Genomic DNA, 23,424 nt, shown 5'->3' on the forward strand with positions numbered 1-23,424 from the left:
TCCCGCGCTGTCGTCGGGTTTTCGGGCTCCTCTGTTAGGGTGGTTGCCGGCATGGGCCTGCAACGACGGGCGAATTCGGCGGGTGTCGCCCAGTCTAGCGCGGAGTGGGGACGACTCTCGTTGTAGTACTGCCGCCATGCCTCGATCTTGCCCCGAGCGTCGTCGAGGGACATGAACCAGGTGGCATTGAGGCACTCCTGACGCAGCCGTCCGTTGAAGCTCTCCACATTGGCGTTGTCGGTCGGTTTGCCCGGGCGGCTGAAGTCAAGCTCCACCCCGCGCTCGTACGCCCACTTGTCCATCACCTTGGAGATGAACTCGCTGCCATTATCAGACTTGATCGTGCGCGGCAGCCCTCGCTCTTGTGTGATCGCCGTGAGCACACGAACGACGTCCTCGCCTTTGAGGCTTTGACCAACGTCGATGGCCAGCCTCTCTCGCGTGAACAAATCGACCACCGTGAGCATGCGCAGCTTTCGACCGTCGAAGAGTGCATCGGCCACGAAATCCATGCTCCAGATCTCGTTGATCGCGTGGGCAAGCTGCTTCGGTTGCCTGAGCTTGGCGGCCTTGTTGCGCCGAGGGCGCTTCAGGCGCAGCGACAGTCCTTCCTCACGGTAGAGGCGATATACCCGTTTGACATTGTCCATGTGGCCCTCCCTGCGCAGCATCACATGCACCCGACGATAGCCGTAGTGCACTCGCGTGTCGGTGATTTCCTTGATGCGCGCCTTGAGCAATCCCTCGTCCTTGCATTGCGAGACGTAAAGGTAGGTCGAGGCTGACATCTTCACCACGCGCAAAGCATTGCGTTGGCTGCAGCCAACGCGTTGCATCAACTCAGGTACCAACTCCCGGCGCTGGGAGGGCCTCAAAGCTTTTTTGCGACCACCGCCTGCAACATTGCCTTGTCCAGGCTCAGGTCGGCGACGATCTGCTTGAGCTTGCGATTCTCTTCTTCGAGCTGGCGCAATCGACGCAGCTCGGACGGGCCGACACCGCCGTAGCGCTTCTTCCATACGTAAAAGGTCGCATCGCTGATACCCATCTTGCGACAGACCTCTTCAACACGCGTACCCAGCTCGGCTTGCTTGAGGGCAAATGCGATTTGCTCCTCGGTGAACTCGCTCTTCTTCACGACATGCTCCTGCCCACTTGGGGCCTTCATCATGCCGGCTCTCTCTGTAACCGAACGGTTCGAAATCCGGGTACAGGGTCAGTCATTAAGCCCACGATATCTGCTCGACATCGTGAAAAAAGGCCGCGCCTCGCTTCTAACAGTATTCATCGCGCCCACGCTCTCGTACTCCACTCCCGTAAAGTACGTGAGAGCCCTAGCAGCTCAGGTCGTCCACACAATCGGCAGCAGCAACCCCATGGGAGACTGGTCGCAGACTGGAAACTCTCTTTCAGAGATCCACCGATGCGAGGCAGCTGGGGTCGAGCGACTCTCACCGCGGTGCTATGCTGTTTTTGGCCCGTTCGACGCTGCAGGAATATAAACCTTAGTTCAGGTGCTGATGATGCGAGATTTAAAGTTGTGTGCAACAGGGCTGATTCGGCGAAATTCTCTTTCCTACGTCGAACATTTTTTTTCGCTCAATGAGGAACGACGACTCTTGGTCAGTTTTTCTGACGAGGAGGCCGCCAAAGAGCCGCTCGGCATAACTATTGATACTTGCATCGTGCCTGACGAGGGCGGTGGCTGGTTCAATGACCATCACGCGCTGATTCGCGATGATCTCCCTGCACAGGTGTCGTTTACTTCAGGGACAGAAGGTAAGCCGAAGGGAATTATCCTCAGTCACACGAATCTTTCCGATGCCGCAGAACGCATCATCGCCGAGATGGCTCTGACATCGGATGTGCGCGAATACATCGGCGTCCCGGTTACGCACAGCTTCGGAATGGCACGCATTCGAGCAATTAGTGCGGTGGGTGGGCGCTCGTACTTGCCCCCACGTGGCTTTGACCCACTTGAGTTCTCACGAATGCTCGGAGCTGGCGACGTCAACTCGCTTTCTGCGGTGCCTACACTCCTGCGAATCTTGTTGCAGAGGCCGGAAGCAATCAGAGAGACAGGGGGGAAGTTGATCTGGATGGAAATCGGCTCGCAGTACATGACGGCCGCCGAGAAACGAGCGATCCGCGACCTGTTTCCCAATGCGCGAATCGTGCAGCATTACGGCCTGACAGAAGCCTCCCGCAGCACATTCCTGCAGATTTCCAGCGCCCCGGACGAACTGCTGGAGTCAGTGGGTCAAGCCGTAGGCAAAACCGAGGTGGGAATCTCGCCAGATGGGTGCATCCGGATCAGAGGCCCGCACGTTGCCCAGCATCGTCTTGAGGGCGGCCATCTGCAGGGTTTGCCGGGACCTGATGGCTGGTTGCTCACCAACGACTTGGGCCATCTGAAGGATGGCTATCTATATTTTGATGGCAGGGCCGACGATCTAATCAACACCGGTGGCGTGAAGATCAATCCAGACACGTTGCAGGCGCAGATCAGCAAGCTTCTGCATCAAAGCGGGGGAGTGGTCGTGACCAAGGTGCCTGACGCTCTTCGCGGCGAAGGCATTTTGGTGGTGGCGGAGGCCATGGATGAAGCTCGACTCAGGCAGGCTTCCGCTGAAGCGCTGAAGCTGCTTGGTCTCGACGTGGGGGACGCCTTGCACATCAAGGTCGTGTCGGCGATTCCGCAAACGGCGACTGGTAAGCCACTGCGCCGGCTCTTGACGGAGGAATTCGTTCTTGCTGAGAAAGCTGTTCGTGTTGCTACCGAGGGCATAGGCAAGTCAGCTGAACCGAGAACTGGGAACGTGATGGAGTTCTTCCAGGACTTCTTTCCCGGGCGCAAGATCGATGCAGATGCCAGCTTTGAAGCCTTGGGAGGCGACTCGCTTGGCTATATTCAGTTCTCGATGGAATTCGAGAGCCGTTTTGGGGCGTTGCCGAGCAGATGGGAGTCATTGACCGTCGCACAATTGCAGAGCCATGTCGCAGTTGCCCGTGCGAAATCCTTCCCTCGCCTGGAGTCTGCAACCCTGACGCGGGCCTTTTTTATGGTCTGTATCGTAGCTCTGCATCTCGATACATTCGTGTATAGCAACAACTGGGGCGCCGCGTACTTTTTGTTCATGCTGGCCGGCTACAGTCTCATGCGCTTCCAGTGGCCAGAGATCAGTCGTACCGGCAAAGTGGGGACGATCTTCGGAACCATTTCAAAAATTGCCATCCCGACGATGTTGGTTATTTCAGCAGTGCAGCTATGGGCTCATAAATTTGAATTAAAGCCGTTGCTGCTTATTTCGAATCTGTTCGATCCACGCGAATACGAAGTTGTATACTTCTATTTTGCTGAAATCTACATGCAATTGCTGCTTTTGGTGGCAGGATTGTTCTCTTTCCGTGCAATGAGGGACGCATTCCGAGACAGTCCATTGATCAGCGGGGCGGTATTCATAGTCTTTTCAATCGTGCTAAGTTATTTGGTCGAGCTGGTATGGGATACGAACTATATATTCCATCGCACGCCGACTTGGTACTTGTGGACGGTGGCATGTGGAATGCTTATCGCCAGCGCAGCCACACGTGATTTGCCGAGTCGCTTGATGGCGATGGCGATTGTGGCAATCGCGGTGTTTGTGCACCACGGATTTACATCCGCCACCTACTATATATGTGGCGGGTGCGCGCTATTGCTGTTCTGGTCAGAGATCTCTGTTCCGACGCCGGTGAAAAGGGTTGTTGGCGAGATCGCCGGGGCGTCGATGTTCATGTATCTCAGTCACTATCATGTCAAGGCGCTCGTAACCCGGCTATTCCATGCGCCGATGCCGTGGGTCGCCCTGATCGCCGCTATGGTGGTGGGCATAGTTTTCGCGCGGACCTATCACTGGGGTGAAAGCCAAGCGTTGGCCTTTGGCAGAAGGCATGCGTGGTGGGGCCAGAAGTAGCGCCATTTTTCAGTTGCAACTCGTCGGTGCAGCAAGCCTGGCGCTTAGGCACCGCTGAAGGTGGTGCAAACCGCCTTGTCCCTGTGCACCCCTTGAGAGCCCAGCGCCTCATCGAGCGCTCTACCGCAAGGCGAGCAATGGCGTTGCCCTGACGTAGAACTGCTCCCAAGCCTGCTCGTTGTCTTTGTGCAGTCCCTTGCTCCCACGTTCGAATTCCTGCAGCCGCTGCAGGTCGGTCGTCGTGAGGCCAGTCCTTTCGCCGGTGCCAGCCCGATTTCATCGCGTTTGACCCATCCATTGAGGGCTGTGGGTGGCATGCGTGTGGCCAATCTCGGGTGCGGTGGCATCAATGGCACTCCACTACGAGGGTGCTCGAAGCGCTCTTGTGAATGGCGCGCTCGCGAGCTTGCTTGACTTCAGGCCATGACTCCATCCTTGGAGCGAGAGAAGCCTTCTCCAAGTTCGGGGCGGTTCATCGCCAGCCGCCGTTGTGAAAACCACCGGCGCGTTAGCGGTCCAGTGCGTACGAACGGGTTGACCCGGCCACATGCAATGGAGAATATGTCACGGAATCTCCGTCGCCCTGCACAGCACCCAGTGAATGCGCTCTGTTTCAGGAAGGGCCGGACACCAGTGATGACGTAAGATGCCAAGTTGGAAGTAAGCATATGAAACTGGGCGAGCATCGACGTCGAAGCTGCCTCGCTGCAGGCTTGCCCCGGCTGCAAGATTGCCTGCAGGCTTGCGTCCACGCAGCAACTCCCATGACGTTTTCCTCTTTGTCTTCTCTTTATCTACTGGCTTACCCGGAGACAGATCATGCAACTTCTTGCTCGCTTCCTCATGTCGATCATGCTTGTCCTGGTTGGCGCAAGCGCCTTGGCGCAATCGAATGGCCCCTACAAGTTGAGGCATGGTGACGCCTTGATGGTGTCGGTGTGGCGGGACGAAGCTCTGCGCATGGAAGTCCGGGTGCTGCCAGACGGTAGTATCACGTTCCCGCTGGCCGGCCGCATAGAAGTGTTGGGGTTGAGCACCGCTGAGGCGGAAACACGAATAGCAGAGAGGCTTAAAAAGTTTATTCCGGAGGCTGTGGTCACCGTGGCCATCACCGCGGCTGAGGGAAATCGTGTATTTGTGATCGGCAAAGTCGTCAATCCGGGGGCGGTGGTCATCACATCGCCTGACACCACTGTGCTGCAGATGCTCAGCCAAGTGGGAGGCCTGGATCGCTTCGCGGATGGAAATGCGATCCGGGTGTTGCGCAACACTGCGCAAGGGCCTCAAGTCCTGCCGGTGCGCTACAACGATCTCGTCAAAGGTTCCCAACTCGAAACCAATGTGGTTCTGATGCCGGGTGACACCATCCTTGTTCCATAGGACTGGTCACCATGAGTTTTCGTATCGTTTCCCATCTGCTGCCGATCTGCCTTGGTTGTGCTTCGCTGCCCGTGTGGGCACAGAACACTTTGACGGTGCCCATGGAGGTCGTGCACGTCAGCAATCCCAATCTGGTTCCGGATGGATTGGGAGATGACTCGCGGCGTGGCAGCGCGACACTTTATCGTCTTCACCCACAGTACACACTGCAGTTCGCAGACGAGGCAACGCGCACGGAGTTGTCGCTGGGCGGTCTGATCGAGCGCTCCAGCAATACGGCGCTGAGCGCACACCGCAGTCTTCCCAGTCTGGGTGTGCTGTGGGAAAGTCGCAGGCCCACCAGCCTTATCGGATTGCGCGCTTCGTTGGCGGAGGCGTCAACCCGCGAAACCGAGTTTGCTGAGTTCGGACGTGTCGCGACTGACAGTACACAGCGTACTGGTTCGATCGGGGCAACCTGGGCAACGGAGCTGACATCGAACACCGGTGTGGAACTTGCAGCGTTTCACTCCAGAGTGAATTACGACACATCTGCGGCGCGCGACTACCAAGAGACCGGGGGCAGCGCGAGCTACCGCAGGCAGATTGACGAAAACAACCGGTATTCACTGACCGTAAGCACAGCGCGCCAGCAGCAGGAAAGCGATCGTAGTGGAGGAGTAGCACGCAATCGCGTGTCACGCACCGGACTCATTTTCGGTTTTGAATCGAATTTGAGTGAAAGACAGACCCTTGTCGCGAACGTCGGGGTCGTGCGCGCCGGATCGTTCGACAAGGAAACACATTCGATTGGAGGGGTCAGGCTGGCAGGAGAAGGCGAGCGGCTGACGTACTCTTTGGAATGGTCAGTGGATGTCAGTGCGGACGGGACCTCGCGAGGCTATACGCGAGCCAGCACGGTCGGTCTGTCGCTTGGCTATTCACTCACCGCGCAAACATCATTCACGGCGGGGGGAAGCCGCGCTCGCGCGTTGAGTGGTGAACGGAGCGAAGGCTTCCTGTTGTATGCACAGATCCGTTCAGAATTGTCGCCGTTCTGGGCGGTCACGGCGGGCTTGGAGCATCGGCGTGCCCGAACGGCCGACGCCCCCTTTGCCCGGGGTCACACCGTGACGCTGGGGTTGGTGTACACGCACCCGGATTTCTAGTTTTTTCATCACGATGTCGACCGAATACCAATTGAGTTTCCAGGACTACCTGGCCATCGCGCGGCGCTGGGCGGTGGCCGGCATACTTGTTTTTGGCGTGGTCCTCGCGGGTTCTGTGGTGGTGGCGCTTCTACTCCCCAGGATATATGAATCCACCGGGACGCTGTTGACGGAAGCGCCACAGGTGTCCGGTGAGATCGTCCGATCAACCATCCCGTCGGGCAACGCAGAGCAGCGCATACAGGCCATCAGCCAGCGCATCATGACGCGTGAGAACTTGTTGCGCATCGCGGCCGACCATCAAGTGTTCGAGTCGAAAGATGGTACTGCCATAAAGGACACGGATATTGTGAACGCCATGCGCAGCAGCATCGCCGTTAAGGTGCGCACGGCCGTCAACCAGCCGCCGTGGGAACGCACCGGAAGCAACTTTGTTTTCGACGTTTCGTTCCAGCACGGCAAGCCAGAAAAGGCGCTAGAGATCACAAATGCGCTCGTGCAATTGTTCCTGGAGGCAAGTACCCAGGATCGCGTCAAGCGGGCATCTCAAACGAACGAGTTCCTCACGCAGGAGGCCGAGCGGGTCCGGGCGAATTTGGAAGACCTCGAACGCCGTATCGCCGCCTACAAGCGAACTCATGGGGGCGGCGCGGCCGATCAGGCCGTGGCTCTGGCGAACATCCAGACTCTGGAAAGTGATTTGAGGGCTGTTGAGCGCGAGCACCGCGTGGCTCTCGACGAGCTGCGGGCCGTCGAAGTGGAGTTGGCCGGTGCGCGCTCCGGCGTCATGTTGCCCGGAACAGTCGCCTCACCGGGCGCGACGGCCGCCGAGCAGGAACTGGACCGTGCGCATTCGGAACTAGCACGCTTGCGTGGTCTCTATACCGACGACCATCCGGACGTGCGAGCACAACGGCGCCAGATCGAGATGCTGCAGCGGGCCACGCGTTCGGATGCCGGTGCCAGCACTCCGGCGCGTGAGGCGGCAGTGGCACAGATGCAGTTGGTGATCTCCCGCCTGGAGGCCAGGGTTGCCACCGCTCGTGCGCGCGTCGACCTGCTCGCCGATCAGCAGCGCAACCTGCGAGGCACCATCGGTCAGCTACGCACCCAAGTGAGCCGAGCTCCGCAAGTTGAGCGCGATCTGGCCGTGCTAGAGCGCGACCACGATGCTGCACGGATTCAGTACCAAGACTTGCGTTCCAAGCAACTGTCCGCGCAAGTGGTAGAAAACCTGGAGGACGGGCAGCAGGGGGAGCGATTCTCCCTGCTTGAACCGGCCTTGATGCCGGAGTATCCAGTCAAGCCAATTCGCAAGAAGATTGTTGCACAAGGCTTCATTGCAGCTTTGGCCGCTGGTGCCGGCGTGATGGCGCTGTTGGAGTTTCTGTTCGCCCGTGTGCGTGGCATCAATGCGGTGACGGCCCTCACGGGCCAACGGCCGATGGTGGTGATTCCATACATTGAGACCCGCAGCGAGGTAGCCCAGGCATGGACACCGCGCAAGCGCGCCTTCATTGCAGCCGTGACGTTGGTGGGTGTATTGGTTCTCGCCGCTGTGCATGTTCTGGTCACGCCGCTACACACACTGCTTGTCTCATTAGTTTCGCACTCGGGTTGAAAGTAGCTGCTACATGGAACGCATCAAGCTTGCGATTGAAAAGGCCAAAACGGGGGGGGGCCGGGAAGCCGGAGCTTTGGCGCCACCTTCGCAGAACGCCCGATGGGCGCCTCCGCCGGTCGCTCTGGCTGCAGTCGCCCCCGATCGACCAGTTTCCGCGTCTGCGCAGTACAGTCATACGACTGTGGTGGATCTCGATCCGGCGCACCTGGAGCGCAACCGAGTGATTGCCCACCAAAAGACGCATCTGGCCAGTTGGGCATTCGATGTTTTGCGCACCCAGGTACTGCAGAAAATGGACGAAAATGGGTGGCGCACCATCGCCATCACGTCTCCCAGCCTGGAGTCCGGCAAGACGCTGGTGTCGATCAACCTCGCGATGAGCATTGCTCAGCAGTCCCAACGCACCGCACTGCTTGTTGATTTTGATCTGCGTCGTCCCTCCGTCGCCGGCGTGCTCAGGCTTGTTCAGCCTGTGTCGTTGAATGAAGTGCTGACCGGCGATGTTGATGTGGGCATGGCGATGGTCAACCCGGGCATTGAGCACCTTGTGGTGCTGCCGACCAATCGTGGCATGTCTCGTGCTGCCGAGCTCTTGTCTTCGCCCAAGGTGTCCAATCTGATCGGCGAATTGCGCCAGCGCTACGACGACCGTATTGTGTTGTTTGACCTTCCCCCCGTTCTGGTGGCGGACGACGTCATGGCCGTTCTGCCGCACATCGACTGTGTCCTGATGGTCGTGGGCAATGGCGTATCCAGCAAGGCCGAGGTGGAAGAGGCCATGAACAGGGTGGGCAAGGCGAATCTGATTGGAGTCGTGCTGAACAAGGACGTGGCACCAGCTCAACAGGACTACTACTGATGTCGCGGGCCTGACGCGTGCGCAGCAATCATGCCTGAGCATATCCGTGCACTGGTGGTGGTGCTCGTTTTCAGTATTGGCGTCTTCACCATTGCGCGACGTGCCGTGGTTCAGCAGTTGGTGCCAGAGGCCACATATAGGCGGTGGCGCAATCTCTGGCTGCTGGCGACGCTTGTGCTATTCCTTTCGCACAACATCTGGCTTTGCTTGTTGCTGCTTGCAGCAATGCTGATGATCAATCGTCGCCAGGAAGCCCATGTTATGGGTTTGTATTTTGTCATGCTGTTTGTGGCGCCGCCCATTTCAGTGACGATTCCCGGCTTTGGCATCATCGACCATTTCTGGGTGTTGAATCACTATCGCCTGCTGGCGTTGACCTTGCTCTTGCCGACAGCACTGTCGCTGGCCCGGCTGAACACCACCTTGCGCCTGGGTAGCACGAGGGTGGATTGGATGGTCCTGGGGTATCTTTTCCTGGTGTCGCTTCTGTCATTTCGTGATACCAGCTTCACGAGTGGCTTGCGCGCGGTGTTTTCACTCTGGATCGACGTTTTTTTGCTCTACTACGTGGCCAGTCGAAGCATCCGCGACATGAATGGGTTGCGTCATGCGATGACGGGGTACGTTTTGGGTGCCATGGTGTTGTCTCTTGTGGCAGTTTTTGAAGCAGTACGTGGTTGGCAGCTGTACCTGGCGGTCAAGGATGCGCTGGGTCTGGAGGGAAATTTGTTTGGGCTTTACTTGTTTCGGTCTGGGCTTTTGCGCCCTGCCGGAACGGCCGGCCAGTCAATCATCCTGGGGTACGCCGTGCTGGTTGCGCTCGGATTCTTTCTGTATCTCAAAGAGTCGTTGCACCGACCACTGCATCGATGGCTTGGACTGTTCTTGCTCGGGGCGGGTATCCTCGCGTCGCTGTCGCGTGGGCCGTGGCTGGCCGCGGCATTTCTCATGCTCGTGTACGTGATGTTGGGCCCCCGGCCGGTGGGAAGCCTGATGAAGCTGACGTACGTCAGCTTGTTTGCCGTGCTAATTGTTGGGCAACTGCCCTATGGGCAGAAACTGATTGATCTGCTCCCCGTGATTGGCAGTCAGGAACAATTCAATGTGGAGTACCGGGCCGATCTTCTGACGAATGCCTTGCCTGTTATCGGGCGCAATCTGTGGTTCGGCTCCACGGATTATCTGCAAGCCCCGGAATTGCAAGTCATGATCCAAGGTGAAGGGATCATCGATATCGTCAACAGCTATGTCGGTGTAGCCCTGAGTTTTGGCGTAATCGGCTTGTTTCTGTTTGTAGGCGCATTTGTAAGTGCGTTTGCCCAATTGTTGCGGGGCAGACGTTTGGCTCGTAGGGTTGATCCAGATGCCTTTATGCTGGGACGCGCCCTTGGCGCCACGCTGGCCGCGATCATGCTGATCATCTATACCCTCAGCAGCATATTTGCCATACCCTTTGTGTATTGGGCCTTCATTGGTCTTTGTGTCGCCTACGCGAGCGTCATGAAAACCGGGGGAAGCAAGCTCAAGGTGAGCGCATCATGACCGCTACAGCCCTCGCGGAGGCTGAGCAGGAAAAGACCACCTTGAACGCCAAAGCGCGATCTGGATCGATCTGGATCGTGGGGGCGTTCGGCGCCTCCCAGGTTTTGCGTCTCGGTTTGAACATTGCGCTCGCCGCGCTGTTGTTCGAGGAGGCGTTTGCCCTGATGGCGATCGTCACAGCCGTCATGATCGGCTTGAGCATGTTCTCCGACATCGGGCTGCAGCAAAACGTCGTCCAGAGTCCACGAGGCGATGATCCTGCCTTCCTGAATACCGCGTGGACCATGCAGGTCATTCGAGGAATAGGTCTGACATTTGTCGCCGCGGTATTGGCCTGGCCCCTGGCCACGTTTTATGGGGCAAACGATCCGTCTGCGCTGGAGTTGCGATGGCTAGTACCGTTGGTGGCACTGACGGCTGCCATTGATGGACTGCGGTCTCCAGGTGCGTTGTCGGCAGCGCGTCACATGCAAGTGGCTCGGTTGACACACATCGAGGTCATCGTGCAGATCTGCAATGCCGGGATCACGTTGGTGCTGGTCTGGTTTACGCGCTCGGTCTATGGAATCGCGTTGGCTGGCGTGCTGTCCTCCATGCTGTATATGGCGCTGACATATTGGGTGCTGCCCGGCCCACGCCCGCGCTTCATGCTGGAAAGCGATGCCATGCGGGCGATCATCTCTTTCGGAAAATGGATTTTTCTCGCCACATTGCTGTCCTTCATGGCGATGCAGATTGACCGGCTGGCGTTTGCAGCAATGTACCCGTTGGCTGAGGTGGGTGTGTACTCGATTGCCATGAGCTTGGCCATGGTCGTGACGGCGCTCATTGGTCGGCTCCAGATCGCCATCATGTTTCCCTGGTATGCACGAATGCTTGAAAGCGGAATGGCTCTTGAGCAGGCCTACTACAAAGCAAAGATGCCGATGCTCATCATGTCCACCTACTTCGTCACGCTCCTGATTGTGGGCGCCGGAAGCTTCTTCGAGTTGGCCTATGACGAACGGTATGCACAGGCGGCCGTGTTTCTTCCGATCCTCTCGATCGGCATCTGGTTCAGCAGCATTGGCGGGATGTACGGTGCCGCATTTCTCGCTGCGGGGCATTCGAAATGGATCGCCTTGGTCAGTGCGGTGAAAGTTGGATCGTTCGCGCTGTTGCTGGTGGTGCTGTCCAGCACGGACGGCACCCTGGCCATGGCGACAGGCGCCGTGCTGGTCAGCGAACTGGCCACCTTTGCAATGAGTCGTTACCTGGGATGGCGTCTCGGGTTGAGGAGCCTGCGCCCGGAGACGACCATGTTGATCATGCTTGCGGTCTGTTCGGCTGCGGGGGTCTCGCTGGTCCAACGCTTCGGACCGGTAGCAGGGCTGCACCCCGCCACTCAGTTGCTCGTGTTGGGCGCACTGACGACCCTGGCTTTTGCTCCGTTCTTTTTTAAACTGGTCTATCCGTTGCTGCGGCAGCGTGACATTTGACATGGTGCTGGGACGATGCAACGCTGGGTGATCAAACTTCGGTCCTATCTGGCATGGCAGACAGGTCGGATGGTCCGAGCACCTGCAGTGTTGATGAATGTGTTGTTCGGAACGCTGTGGTACGACCTCGTCGTGGCGCGGGGGAAGCGGATACACCGAGGTAAAACGGGTGATACGACGCGAGTGGTTGTCTACCTGATTTTTCCGAAGGATGGCCTGTCCGAATCCCACTTCCGGGCGCTGGAGCATTTTCTCGAGCACGGTTACGCGCCGGTAGTGGTTTCCAATGTGTCGCTGAGTCCGGAGGATCGCAGGCGCTTGCTGGTCTACGCGAACCATCTGATTGAGCGTCCCAACTACGGTTACGACTTCGGTGGTTATCGCGACGGCATCCTGTTTCTGCGCGACCGCCTGGATTCGCTGGATCGCTTGTCGCTGATGAACGACTCAGTTTGGTTTCCCTTGGCGACGATGCAAGACTGGCTGCCGGCTGCTGAATCTCAGGGGAAAGATGTAGTGGGAGCTGCGTCCAACTACTTCGTCGACCCCGAAGAGGTAAGCAGAGGTGACGGTGTGCCGGGATCCTGGCAATACGACACCCACCATCCGAGCTTTCACTATTGCTCCTTTGCACTGTCCTTTGGTCCAGCCGTGCTGCGCGACGTGAGGTTTCTGAAGTTTTGGGAGCGGTTCAAGCTCAGCAATGACAAGATCGATACGGTTCACCGTGGTGAGGTGGGGCTCGGGCAGTGGGTGGTTCATAGTGGACACAGCCACGGTTGTACGCTGGACCTGTCTCGCTTCGACATCGATCTGGACCAGCTGGACGATGCGCGGTTGAGGGAAGTTGCTGGAAATCTCATCATTCCCGAGAACCCTGCCTTGCGTGCGAAAAAGGCGCTTGTATTGGTGCAGACTGTTGGTGCGCCCGACGAGAGACGTCGCCTGAAGGACTTCATTCTTCAAGCGACGGCTTGTACAGGGCCAGCTTACGCATTGTTGGACTTTGCCTTGCGGGAAAAGAAGCATGGATTTGTGAAGAAGTCGCCTCTGTGGTTGGACCCGGAAAGCGCAGGCATCACGCTGAGAGTGCTGTCAGAGCAGGGTGAACACGTGTTCTACGAGGAAGCGCTTCAGTTGCTCCGGCAGCGAGGTCTGGCTGACGCGACGACACCGCACTGAAAGGCACCAGATTGCGAGCTCTGGGCCTGGATGCTCCCTCCTGCTCAGATGTGCGATGCCACTTTTCCCCACGCAGCCGTTTCACACCAGCGTGTGCAAGGGAATGTCCCTGTCCGAGGCGAGCCGGTCGAGCTCCCGACGTGTCTGCCCGCTCAGGAAGGCCGCGATCGCGGCGTGCGTTTGAGGCTCGAACAGAGTGCGCGGCCCGGTCACCGGTACCCCGGCTGCCGCGCACAGCGCCGCCGCGAAGTGCGGCTCCAGTGCCGCCACCGCCACGCGACCGTCCTTGCAGGGGTAGACGCGGTAACCAGCGTGCGCACCACCCACGGCACCGCCGGACTGGGTCAGGCCCCAGCCGCGCGGCAGGGCGAGCCAGGCGGCTGCGTCCGACAGTGCCACTTCCTGAAACGAGCCCTTACCTGCGGCCTTCTGTGCCAGCACCGCCTTGAGCACCGCTTCACTCGCCATGAGGGCGCCACCCATGTCGGCGAACAGTGTCGCGGGCAGGTCGAGGCCCGTGACCAGCCCCGCGTCCGCGAGGTAGGTCAGGTCGTGCCCGGGTTCCTCGGCGCGTTGGCCGGGCGCGCCCACGATCGCCACCACCGACAGGGCCGGGTGGCGCTTGTGCAGTGCCTTCCAGCCCAACTGCAGCTTTGCCAGCGCGGACGGGCGGAACGAGGTCAGCAGCACGTCGGTGCGATCGAGTGCCTTGTGCAGCGCGGTCTGGCCCTTGTCGGACTTCAGATCGAGCGTGATCACCTTGATGCCCTGGTGCAGCGTGGCGTACGCGGTGGCGTTGTACTGGCCCATGGGGTCGCCCGATGTGCCGGCAGGCGAGCCTCTGGGTCCCGGAGGTTCGGCCTTGATGCAGGTGGCCCCCATGGCTTTGAGGCGCATGAAGGCGGCGGGCCCCGGCAGATTGAGTGCGAGGCTGAGCACGCGCACCCCGCGCAGGGGCTTGAGGGCGGGGGCAGGGCGGGGGGCTGGTGTCATGTCGTGTGCGGCGCTTGTGAATGTCGCCGCAATGTACCCGCAAGACGCGCCGCGGCAACGCCAACGGGCGACAGTGTCGCCCATTGCGTTGCCCATGGAGGGATTCAGCGTTCGCCGAAATTGAGCGGCAGTCCCACGTAGTTTTCGGCCAGCGAGCGCGACAGCGACTCGGAGTTCACCAGGTAGTCGAGCTCGGCTTCCTGGATCTTCTGGCCGAAGCCGGCGGTGTCGGGGAAGCGGTGCATCAGCGAAGTGAGCCACCAGGAGAATCGCTCGGCCTTCCAGACGCGGCGCAGGCAGCGCTCGGAATAGCTGTCGATGCCGGCGGGCGACTTCTCCTTGTAGTACTCGATGAACGCGCCCGAGAGGTACTTGACGTCGCTCGCGGCCAGGTTCAGGCCCTTGGCACCCGTGGGGGGCACGATGTGCGCGGCGTCACCGGCGAGGAACATGCGGCCGAAGCGCATCGGCTCGGCCACGAAGCTGCGCAGGGGCGCAATGCTTTTCTCGATGCTGGACCCGGTGACCACACGCGAGGCCATTTCCGGATCCAGGCGCAGGCGCAGTTCGTCCCAGAAGCGCTGATCGCTCCAGTCCTCGACCTTGTCGTCCAGCGGGCATTGCACGTAGTAGCGGCTGCGCGTGAGGCTGCGCATGGAGCACAGGGCAAAGCCGCGTTCGCTGTTGGCGTAGACGATGGCGTGGGGCGAGACCGGTGGCACGTCGGCCAGCACGCCCAGCCAGCCGAAGGGATAGACCTTCTCGAACTCGGTGATGGCGCCCTTGGGGACGCTGGCGCGGCACACGCCGTGAAAGCCGTCGCAACCGGCGATGAAGTCGCACTCGATCTCGTGCGTCTGGCCGTCTTTCTGGTAGCGCACCCGGGGGTGTTCGCCGTCGTAGTCGAGCACTTCCACGTCCCTGGCTTCGTACACCGTGGGCAGGCTGACCTCACTGCGCGCTTCCATCAGGTCGCGCGTCATCTCGGTCTGGCCATAGGCGGTGACCACCTTGCCACCGGTGAGGCCATGCACATCGATCGCATGGCGCGTGCCGGAAAACACCAGCTCGATGCTGTGGTGAACGGTGCCTTCTGCGTCGAGTCTCTGACCCACGCCGACCTCGCGCAGCAGGTCGGTAGTGACCTGTTCCAGGATGCCCGCGCGGATGCGGCCCAGAACGTACTCGCCGCTCTGGCGTTCGACGATGATGTTGTCAATGCCGGCCTTGTGCAGCAATTGACCAAGCAGCAGGCCGGAAGGGCCGGCGCCGATGATGGCGACCTGGGTTCGCATGGGGTGTCTCCTGGGTTCTGGCGATCTCCGAGCATAGGAACCGGCTCCGCCCCTCGCAACTGCCGCTACCGTCGCTTGCGCGATCATCGGATGCGTTGTGCGATCATCGCGCATAATCGGCGCATGGCCACGACCACACTCGCCATCGCCAGGGCAGATTTCATCGAGGGCATGGCCAAGGGAATGGCCGTGCTGGAGAGTTTCGACACCGAGCGCCAGCGACTCAACGCCACGCAGGCGGCCGAGCGGGCGGGCCTCACGCGCGCTGCGGCCCGGCGACATCTGTTGACCCTGGCTCATCTGGGCTACCTGGAGTCCGATGGCAGTCACTACTGGCTCTCGCCAAAGGTGTTGCGGTTCTCGGGCAGCTACCTGGCCACGGCCCGTCTGCCGCGCCTGTTGCAGCCCACACTCAATCGCCTCGCAGCACTGACCCGGGAGTCGTTTTCTGCTGCGGTGCTCGATGGCGATCAGGTGGTGATCGTTGCGCGAAACGTCTCCCTGGGTGGTCAGCGTCTCATGGCCTACGGGCTGCACCTGGGTGCTCGCCTGCCCGCGCACGCCACCTCAACCGGCCGGGTGTTGCTCGCGGCTTTGCCGCGCGCAGTGTTCAGTGCATGGCTCAAGGGGCGGGAACTACCCCGGCTGACGCCGCGCACCACGGTGGACCACAAGGCGTTCAGGGCACTGATCGCGAACGTGCGCAGCGAGGACATGGCGATCGCGCGCGAAGAGCATGAGTTGGGGGTGTTCGCGCTGGCAGTGCCACTGCGCAACATGCAGGGCCGCACCGTGGCGGCCCTCAACGTGGTGGCCGCACCCGACCGTTTCGATGCGCCGGATTTCCAGAAGGACCTGCTGCCGCTGCTGCTGGACGCGGCGCGCGAACTGCGGCCGCTGCTTTAGGCCGCTTCAGACTCCGAGGTACTGTTCCAGCAGCTCGGGCTGCGCGTGCAACTGTGCCGAGCTGCCTTCGAATACCACCTCGCCCTTGACCAGAATCACATTGCGGTCGGTGATCTGGGTGACGTGTTTCCAGTTCTTGTCGACGATGATGCTGCTGATGCCGGATTCGCGGATCAGGCCGCAGATGCGCCAGATCTCGCGCGCGATCAGGGGTGCCAGGCCTTCGGTGGCCTCGTCGAGGATCAGCAGGTCGGGGTTGGTCATGAGCGCGCGGCCGATGGTGAGCATCTGCTGCTCGCCGCCACTGAGTTGCTGGCCGCCATGGTTCAGGCGTTCGGCCAGCCGTGGGAAGGTGTCGAGCACGCGCTCGTAGGTCCAGTCGCGCTGACCTTGCGTGCCGGCGCGCGCGGACATCTGCAGGTTCTCTCGCACACTCAGGTTGCCGAAGATGCCGCGCCCTTCGGGCACGTAGGCCAGCCCCTGGCGGGCGATCTCGAAGGTGGGGGCACCCGTCATGTCGTGGCCCTTCACGCGCACCTTGCCGCCGCTGGGTTTGACAATGCCCATGAGGGACTTGAGCAGCGTGCTCTTGCCCATGCCGTTGCGGCCCATGAGACCGATGGTCTGACCCTTGCCGACGGTGAAGTCGATGCCTCGCAGGATGTGGCTGGCACCGTAGTGGGTGTGCAGCGCGCTTGCTTCGATCAAGGACGTCGTTTTCACGTGTGCTCCTCGCCAAGATACGCCGCCTGCACGGCCGCGTCCGCGCGCACTTCGGCGGGTGTGCCGCTGGCAATGACCTGGCCGTTGACCATCACCGTAAGCCGGTCGGCCAGGCTGAACACCGCGTCCATGTCATGCTCAACGAGCATCATGGCGTGGTCTTGCTTGAGCCGCTGCAGCAAGGCCACCATGCTCTCGGCCTCGGCCTGACCCATGCCGGCCAGCGGCTCGTCGAGCAGCAACACGGTGGGCTCGGTGGCCAGTGTCATGGCGATTTCGAGCTGGCGCTGTTCGCCATGGCTGGTCGCTCCGGCCACGGTATGCGCGCGCGCCGTCAGGCCTGCCAGTTCCATGGCGCGTTCGCAGCGCAGGTTGACGGCAGTGAGTGCGCTGGCTGTCGAGAGCCAGCGCAACGGGTTCCACGGCGCATGCCGCTCGCGCGACTGCGCGGCCAGGCGCACGTTGTCCCACACAGTGAAAGGCAGAAAGATGTTGGTCTTCTGGTAGCTGCGGCCCAGGCCCAGGCGCGAGATGCGTTCCGGGCTCTTGCCGGCGGTCTCGGTTCCATTGAGGGTGATGCGGCCCGCCGTGGGTGGCAGGTCGCCCGAGAGCAGGTTGGTCAGCGTGGACTTGCCCGCGCCGTTGGGGCCGATGACCGCGTGGATGCGGTCGCGGTGCAGGTCCAACGACACGTCGTTGACGGCCGCCAGACCACCAAAGCGTTTGGTGAGGTTCTTCGCCGACAGCAACGGCTCGCTCATGGCGCCTCCCGCTTCTTCGTCAGCTGCCCCACCAGGCCCAGCAGGCCACGGGGTGCGAGCACCACCACCAGCACGATGAACCCCCCCATGAGCAGTTGCCAGTGTTTGGTGAGGTCCTTGCAGAAGTGCATCACGTATTCGAACGCGAAGGCCCCGACGATGGCGCCGGCGAAGTTGCCCATGCCGCCCAGGATGACCATCATGATCGCGTGCGCGCTCATGTGAAAGCCCATGAGCTCGGGGTTCACATAGCCGGTCTGCGCGGCCCACAGGAAGCCCGCCACACCGGCCAGGGTGCCCGCCAGCGTGAAGGCCGCGAGCTTGTAGCCGAAGGTGCCGTAGCCCACCGCACGCATGCGGTGCTCGTTCACGCGAATGCCCGCGAGCACGCGACCGAAGGGCGAGAACAGCAGGCGGCGCAGAAATGCATACACCAGCACCAGCAGCAGCAGGGTGAAGTAATAGAACGTGGTCTTGTTCTCGAGATCGATGCCGGTCCAGCCGAACACGGATGCATCGGGTCGGAAGTTGACATACAGCCCGTCCGATCCGCCCAGCGCCTTGTTGTCGAAGAACAGGAAGAACACCATCTGCGCAAAGGCCATGGTGACCATGATGAAGTAGATGCCGTGGGTGCGCACCACGAAGAAGCCGATGACCAAGGCCGCCAGGCCCGCGCCCAGGGCCGAGACGGGCAGGGCCCACCACAGGCTGATGGGCATGTCCGCGGGCGTGATGAAGGCAAGTGCGTAGCCCGCCAGACCGAAGTACGCGGCGTGGCCGAGCGAGACCAGCCCTGTGACGCCTTGCAGCAGGTCCAGGCTCATGGCGAAAATCGCCAGGATCATCATCTGCGAGACCATCTGCAGGTAAAAGTCGGCGCCGGCGATCGGCACGAGCGGAAAGGCCGCCAGCGCGATGGCGCCCAGCAGCAGGATGACCTGCATGCTGCGTGGCAGTTTTTCCAGTTGGGCTTTGGGTGAACTCATTGTTTGAACAGCCCTTCAGGCTTGTAGAGCAACACGGCTGCCATAAGCATGTAGACCGCCATGCCCGCGATCTGCGGCACCAGCACCTTGCCGAACGTGTCGACCAGGCCGACGAGCAAGGCAGCCACCAGGGCACCGCGCACCGAGCCGATGCCGCCGATGACCACGACCACGAAGCACATGATCAGCACCGAGCTGCCCATGCCGGGGTACACGCTGGAGATCGGCGCGGCGATCATGCCGGCGATGGCGGCCAGCGCCACGCCTAGTGCGAACACCACGCCATGGATGAGGCGGATGTTGATACCGAGCGACTCGGTCATCTCGCGGTTGAAGGCGCCGGCACGGATCTTCATGCCCAGGCGCGTCTTCGATATCAGCAGGTAGAGGCCCAGGGCGAGCGCGATGCACACCCCGGACATCACCAGCCGGTAGATCGGGTAAGAGAGGTTCTCCGTCAGGGGGATCGACCAGTTCAGCATCTCGGGCACCTGCACCGCGTGCACGTCGTCGCCCCAGAGAATGGAGCGCACTTCTTCGAAGATGTAGATCAGGCCGAAGGTCAGCAACACCTGGTCGAGGTGGTCGCGGTGGTAGAAGTGACGGAACAGCAACCACTCCAGCAGCCAGCCCAGCGCCACCGCGAGCACCGTGCCCAGCATGATGGCCAGCACCAGGCTGTCGAACTGCGACACCAGGAACCAGGCCATGTAGGCGCCCAGCATGTAGAAACTGCCATGCGCGAGGTTGACCACGCCCATGATGCCGAATATCAGCGTCAGCCCGGCGGCCAGCATGAACAGCAACAGGCCATATTGCAGGCTGTTGAGCAACTGGATCAGGAAGTTGGCGAAATCCATGGCGCGTCAGGTAGGGGGAAGAGCGGATGGGCGAGCAAAAAGCAGACCAGCGCCTGATCGGCGCCGGTCTGTCGCGGTGAACGCGCGGGGCGTGTGGGGCCGGGAGGCGCCGGGCACTCAGGCCATGCGGCAGCCGGTGGCGGGATCGGCCACTGCCTTGGCGGCAATCCCGATCACCTTGTTTTCCTTGTTCTCGACCTTGCGCAGGTACATGTCCTGGATCGGGTTGTGTGCCTTGCTCATGGTCCATTTGCCGCGCGGGCTGTCGATCACGGCGCCTTCCATGGCGGCATACAGCGCCTTTTTGTTGCTGATGTCGCCCTTGACGGCGTTGGCGCCCTTGATCAGCAACAGGCCGGTGTCGTAGCCCTGTACGGCGTACACGTCTGGCTGGGCACGGAAGGTCTTGGCGTAATCCAGGCGGAACTGCTTGTTGCGCGGCGTGTCCAGCGAATCGCTGTAGTGCATGGTGGTGAGCACGCCGTTGGCGGCGTCGCCCGCGGCATCGAGCACACCTTCGGTGAGAAAGCCGGAGCCATAGAGTTGGATGTTCTTGTTCAGGCCGGCCGCGGCAAAGTCGCGCAGGAATTTCGCGGCACCACCGCCAGCGAAGAAGCAGGCCACCGCGTCCGGGTTGAGGGACGCGATCTCCGTCAGCAGCGCCTGGAACTCGACGTTGGGGAAGGGCAGGCCGAGCTTCTTGACGATGGTGCCGCCCGCGGCGGTGTAGCTTTTCTCGAAGCCCTCGTAGGCCTCTTCACCTGCGGCGTAGTTCCAGGTGATCCACACGGCCTTCTTGTGGCCACGGTCGACCATGGCCTTGCCCAGCGCCAGCGTGGGCTGCGAATTGGTGAAGGAAGTGCGGAATACGTTGGGTGCGCACTGCGCGCGCGTGGCGATGTGCACGCCTGCGTTGGGAATGAGGTTGAGCACGCCGGTGTCGCGCGCGACTTTGTGGATGCCCATCTGCACGCCAGAGTGCACCGTGCCCACGAGCACGTCGACGTTGTCGCGCTGGACCAGCCGCGTGGCGTTTTCGATGCCCTTGGCTGGGTTCGACTCGTCGTCCACCTTGAAGAACTCGATCTCGCGGCCGCCGAGCTTGCCACCCTGCTCGTTGAGCGCCATGCGGAAGCCGTTCTCGATCGCCACGCCGAGCTGGGCGAAGGTGCCGGTGTACGGCAGCATGAAGCCCACGCGCACCTTGTCCGACTGGGCGCGAACGATCTGGGGCAACAGCAGGCCCGTGGAGGCGGCGCCGATCACGGCGGCGCTGCGGGTCAGGACGAGTCGGCGGGATGTCATGGAGGTCTCCTGTGGGTGGGTTGCCGGAATGCGGTTCACTGTAGACGCGGGGCAGGGGCTTGGCGATCCAGAATTACCCGTACTTGAGGTCTAAAACATTTATGCATGAATTTAAAGCGTCCGCGTCAGGCGGTGGCGCGCGGCGCCAGGGCTGTGCTCAGCCATTTGCGGCACCAGACGGCGCCTTCCACGTCGGCTTCGGTGCCCGCACATGCATCGTGGCGGAACACATCGCCGATGCGGACGGCACCCAGGTCGGCGAGGCGTTCATCGAAGCGCAGCCCACCGTTGCAGAAAGTCTCGCCGTAGGAACTGTCGCCCAATGCCATCACGCCATAGTGCACGTGCCCCAGGAACCGGGGCTCGTTGCCCAGCGACTCGTAGAGAGCACGGGCGTTCTCCGGCACGTCGCCTGAACCGTGGGTGGACGAGCATATGAGATATAGTGCATCCCCTTCGAACATCCGGATGTCCAGCCCGTCCATCGGGCGAACCTGGATGCCGTCTACCAGATCGGTGCAGCTCAGTTCGATGGCGTGCGCCATGTGCATGGCCGTCTGCGTCACGCTGCCGACGAGGATGATGAGTGAAGTGGGCGTGTTCATGGATCGGAAGCTGCAATATACTTCATGAACTTGATGCCATGCACCGGGTAAACCCGATGCCTTCGCCGCCGCAGTCGCTCGCAAAGGGGGGACGGTGGGTGGCCTGCCCGGAGGGACTCGAACCCCCGACCTGCTGCTTAGAAGGCAGCTGCTCTATCCGGTTGAGCTACGGGCAGACAGGGTGATTGACGATACAAAAAAGGCCCACACTGTGGGCCTTCTTGTTTTCAACGAATGGTCGGAGCGGCGGGATTCGAACTCGCGACCCTCTGCTCCCAAAGCAGATGCGCTACCAGGCTGCGCTACGCTCCGACTAAGCGGCGAATTGTACCCGCTGGAAGAGATGGTTCCGGGCGCCTCAGCGCTTTTGATACTGCGTCTTGCCAAACAGGGCCTCGCGTGCCTTGTCATCGGTCAGTGGTTTGCGCGCGTCCGCGAGCACGGCCACGCCGCGCTGCACGGCCGGGCGCGCAGCGATGGTGTCGAACCAGATCTTCAGGCGTGGGTGGTCCGCCCAGTCGATGCCCTGGTTCTGCCAGCTGCGCAGCCAGGGGAAGATGGCGATGTCCGCAATGCTGTACTGGTTGCCCGCGATGAACTTCTGCTCGGCCAGTTGCCTGTCCATCACGCCATAGAGGCGCCTGGCTTCATTGGAATAGCGGTTGATCGCATATTCGATCTTCTCGGGCGCATACAGCCGGAAGTGGTGTGCCTGGCCGAGCATTGGTCCCACACCACCCATCTGGAACATCAGCCATTCCAGCACCTTGAATTTCGCGCGGTCGGTCTTCGGCAGGAACTTGCCCGTCTTGGCCGCAAGGTACAGCAGGATCGCGCCCGACTCGAAAAGGTGGATGGGCTTGCCATCGGGCCCATGCGGGTCCACCAGCGCCGGGATCTTGTTGTTCGGGCTGATCTTGAGGAAGGCCGGGCCGAACTGATCACCTTTGCCGATGTTGATCGGATGCACCTGCCAGTCGCGACCGAGCCGCAACCCGCACTCCTCCAGCATGATGTGGACTTTGTGGCCGTTGGGTGTGGGCCACGAATAAGCGTCGATCATGGGTCTGCCTTCCTTCTCTGAGTGTGCTGGGTACGCGTGGGGCGATTCACTCTACGGGAAAATGCATGCCCATGTTCGAGCGCCTGAAAAAAGCCTGGCTCCGCCTGCATTGGTCGTCCGCGCAGCGTGAGCCCCTGACGCGATGGGCACAGGCACGTGGCCTTGTGTTCACGCCCCAGGTACATGGGGCCTATGTCTTTTCGGGCAACTGGTCGGGGCAGCCGGTGCGCATTGAATGCACAGCCTCGTCCCGACCCTTCATCAAGGGCATGGAACTGATGGCGCGCGCCGATCTGGGCCTGCAGGGAACGGGCGGCGTGGTGCTGATGAACCGCGCTCTCAAGCTCCATCTGGAGCAGTGGGCGAGCGAGCTCTATTCGCGGTACACCGACACCCTGCAGACCACGGCGCATGCTCTGCCTGACGAGGTGCGCTGGCTGGCGATGTACCGCGACGCCGGCTGGACGGGGCCAGACCGGCGCTTCTGGGCGCGCTATGCCGTGCTTACCGACACGCCGGACATTGCTCGGCAGTGGATCGACAGCGACGGCCTGCAGCGCCTGATGGACTGGCCCGCCAACGCGGTGGCGGCGGAGACCCCGCTGATGTTGATGGTCATGCGCGGCAAGGCCTACATGCGGCTGCAGATCGACGCCCCGCGCGACACGGCCACCGCGCTGCATGCGCTCGATCTGTTCCATCACTTCAGCGAGCAGGCCCGCAAGATGCTGGCCCCGCGCTGACCTCTGGTCGCG

Annotated in this window: 20 protein-coding genes and 2 tRNA genes; 10 read left to right on the top strand and 12 right to left on the bottom strand. The window is 61.1% G+C overall.

The window, feature by feature from the left end:
• A protein-coding gene (locus tag K5880_RS18925; RefSeq protein WP_297655995.1) for an IS3 family transposase occupies positions 1-1,138 on the bottom strand; the annotation gives its coding sequence in 2 pieces (ribosomal slippage) (positions 1-889 and positions 889-1,138; 1,139 coding nt annotated over the 2 pieces). This gene is flagged as partial in the annotation.
• A gap of 382 nt (positions 1,139-1,520) precedes the next feature.
• On the opposite strand from K5880_RS18925, the gene K5880_RS18930 reads away from it, so the two are divergent.
• From K5880_RS18930 to K5880_RS18965, 8 genes are all read left to right on the top strand, one after another.
• Entirely contained in the window at positions 1,521-3,956 is a 2,436-nt protein-coding gene (locus K5880_RS18930) for an AMP-binding protein (protein WP_297656221.1), read from the top strand.
• 819 nt (positions 3,957-4,775) lie between these two features.
• Positions 4,776-5,336, top strand: coding sequence for a polysaccharide biosynthesis/export family protein (locus tag K5880_RS18935; RefSeq protein ID WP_297655998.1), 561 nt, complete (start codon positions 4,776-4,778; stop codon positions 5,334-5,336).
• Positions 5,337-5,347: 11 nt separating this feature from the next.
• Entirely contained in the window at positions 5,348-6,484 is a 1,137-nt protein-coding gene (locus K5880_RS18940) for a hypothetical protein (protein WP_297656001.1), read from the top strand.
• Positions 6,485-6,497: 13 nt separating this feature from the next.
• Positions 6,498-8,105: a hypothetical protein gene (locus tag K5880_RS18945; protein ID WP_297656004.1), complete on the top strand. Its 1,608-nt coding sequence runs from the start codon at positions 6,498-6,500 to the stop codon at positions 8,103-8,105.
• 13 nt (positions 8,106-8,118) lie between these two features.
• Complete coding sequence (locus tag K5880_RS18950; protein WP_297656007.1) at positions 8,119-8,967, top strand: CpsD/CapB family tyrosine-protein kinase; 849 nt, start codon at positions 8,119-8,121, stop codon at positions 8,965-8,967.
• 30 nt (positions 8,968-8,997) lie between these two features.
• The gene (locus tag K5880_RS18955) at positions 8,998-10,509 is read left to right on the top strand and encodes an O-antigen ligase family protein (RefSeq protein WP_297656010.1); all 1,512 of its coding nucleotides are present in this window, start codon (positions 8,998-9,000) and stop codon (positions 10,507-10,509) included.
• Complete coding sequence (locus K5880_RS18960) at positions 10,506-11,987, top strand: oligosaccharide flippase family protein (protein WP_297656012.1); 1,482 nt, start codon at positions 10,506-10,508, stop codon at positions 11,985-11,987. The genes K5880_RS18955 and K5880_RS18960 overlap by 4 nt, the downstream gene beginning before the upstream one ends.
• Before the next feature lie 15 nt (positions 11,988-12,002).
• Positions 12,003-13,169: a rhamnan synthesis F family protein gene (locus K5880_RS18965; RefSeq protein ID WP_297656015.1), complete on the top strand. Its 1,167-nt coding sequence runs from the start codon at positions 12,003-12,005 to the stop codon at positions 13,167-13,169.
• Positions 13,170-13,250: 81 nt separating this feature from the next.
• Here the strand turns inward: K5880_RS18965 and K5880_RS18970 are convergent, their stop codons facing one another.
• On the bottom strand, positions 13,251-14,162 hold the full coding sequence (locus K5880_RS18970; protein WP_297656018.1) for a CoA transferase: 912 nt from the start codon (positions 14,160-14,162) through the stop codon (positions 13,251-13,253).
• 104 nt (positions 14,163-14,266) lie between these two features.
• Positions 14,267-15,457, bottom strand: a complete 1,191-nt coding sequence (pobA, locus tag K5880_RS18975) for a 4-hydroxybenzoate 3-monooxygenase (protein WP_297656021.1) — start codon at positions 15,455-15,457, stop codon at positions 14,267-14,269.
• Between the two features lie 123 nt (positions 15,458-15,580).
• Between pobA and K5880_RS18980 the strand changes: the two genes are divergently transcribed.
• Positions 15,581-16,363 carry an IclR family transcriptional regulator C-terminal domain-containing protein gene (locus K5880_RS18980; protein ID WP_297656024.1) on the top strand — a complete coding sequence of 261 codons (783 nt, stop codon included), beginning with the start codon at positions 15,581-15,583 and terminating at the stop codon, positions 16,361-16,363.
• Positions 16,364-16,369: 6 nt separating this feature from the next.
• Here the strand turns inward: K5880_RS18980 and K5880_RS18985 are convergent, their stop codons facing one another.
• The 9 genes from K5880_RS18985 to K5880_RS19025 form a co-directional block, all read right to left on the bottom strand.
• Positions 16,370-17,086, bottom strand: a complete 717-nt coding sequence (locus K5880_RS18985; RefSeq protein WP_297656026.1) for an ABC transporter ATP-binding protein — start codon at positions 17,084-17,086, stop codon at positions 16,370-16,372.
• Positions 17,083-17,847 (bottom strand): ABC transporter ATP-binding protein, encoded by a 765-nt coding sequence (locus tag K5880_RS18990; protein WP_297656028.1) that lies wholly within the window; start codon positions 17,845-17,847, stop codon positions 17,083-17,085. The genes K5880_RS18985 and K5880_RS18990 overlap by 4 nt, the downstream gene beginning before the upstream one ends.
• Complete coding sequence (locus K5880_RS18995; RefSeq protein ID WP_297656031.1) at positions 17,844-18,836, bottom strand: branched-chain amino acid ABC transporter permease; 993 nt, start codon at positions 18,834-18,836, stop codon at positions 17,844-17,846. Before K5880_RS18995 ends, K5880_RS18990 begins: the two co-directional genes overlap by 4 nt.
• Complete coding sequence (locus tag K5880_RS19000) at positions 18,833-19,696, bottom strand: branched-chain amino acid ABC transporter permease (RefSeq protein WP_297656034.1); 864 nt, start codon at positions 19,694-19,696, stop codon at positions 18,833-18,835. Before K5880_RS19000 ends, K5880_RS18995 begins: the two co-directional genes overlap by 4 nt.
• 117 nt (positions 19,697-19,813) lie before the next feature.
• Positions 19,814-21,001, bottom strand: coding sequence for an ABC transporter substrate-binding protein (locus K5880_RS19005; protein ID WP_297656038.1), 1,188 nt, complete (start codon positions 20,999-21,001; stop codon positions 19,814-19,816).
• 125 nt (positions 21,002-21,126) lie between these two features.
• The gene (locus tag K5880_RS19010) at positions 21,127-21,606 is read right to left on the bottom strand and encodes a flavodoxin domain-containing protein (protein WP_297656041.1); all 480 of its coding nucleotides are present in this window, start codon (positions 21,604-21,606) and stop codon (positions 21,127-21,129) included.
• 99 nt (positions 21,607-21,705) lie between these two features.
• Positions 21,706-21,782 (bottom strand) — tRNA-Arg (locus tag K5880_RS19015).
• Positions 21,783-21,841: 59 nt separating this feature from the next.
• Positions 21,842-21,918 (bottom strand) — tRNA-Pro (locus tag K5880_RS19020).
• A gap of 46 nt (positions 21,919-21,964) precedes the next feature.
• Positions 21,965-22,669: a glutathione binding-like protein gene (locus K5880_RS19025; RefSeq protein ID WP_297656044.1), complete on the bottom strand. Its 705-nt coding sequence runs from the start codon at positions 22,667-22,669 to the stop codon at positions 21,965-21,967.
• A 65-nt stretch (positions 22,670-22,734) separates the two neighbouring features.
• Between K5880_RS19025 and K5880_RS19030 the strand changes: the two genes are divergently transcribed.
• Positions 22,735-23,412, top strand: a complete 678-nt coding sequence (locus K5880_RS19030) for a hypothetical protein (RefSeq protein WP_297656047.1) — start codon at positions 22,735-22,737, stop codon at positions 23,410-23,412.
• The last annotated feature ends 12 nt before the right edge of the window (positions 23,413-23,424 follow it).

This window comes from Hydrogenophaga sp. (genome assembly GCF_025699295.1).
In the GTDB taxonomy this organism is placed as follows: domain Bacteria; phylum Pseudomonadota; class Gammaproteobacteria; order Burkholderiales; family Burkholderiaceae_C; genus Hydrogenophaga.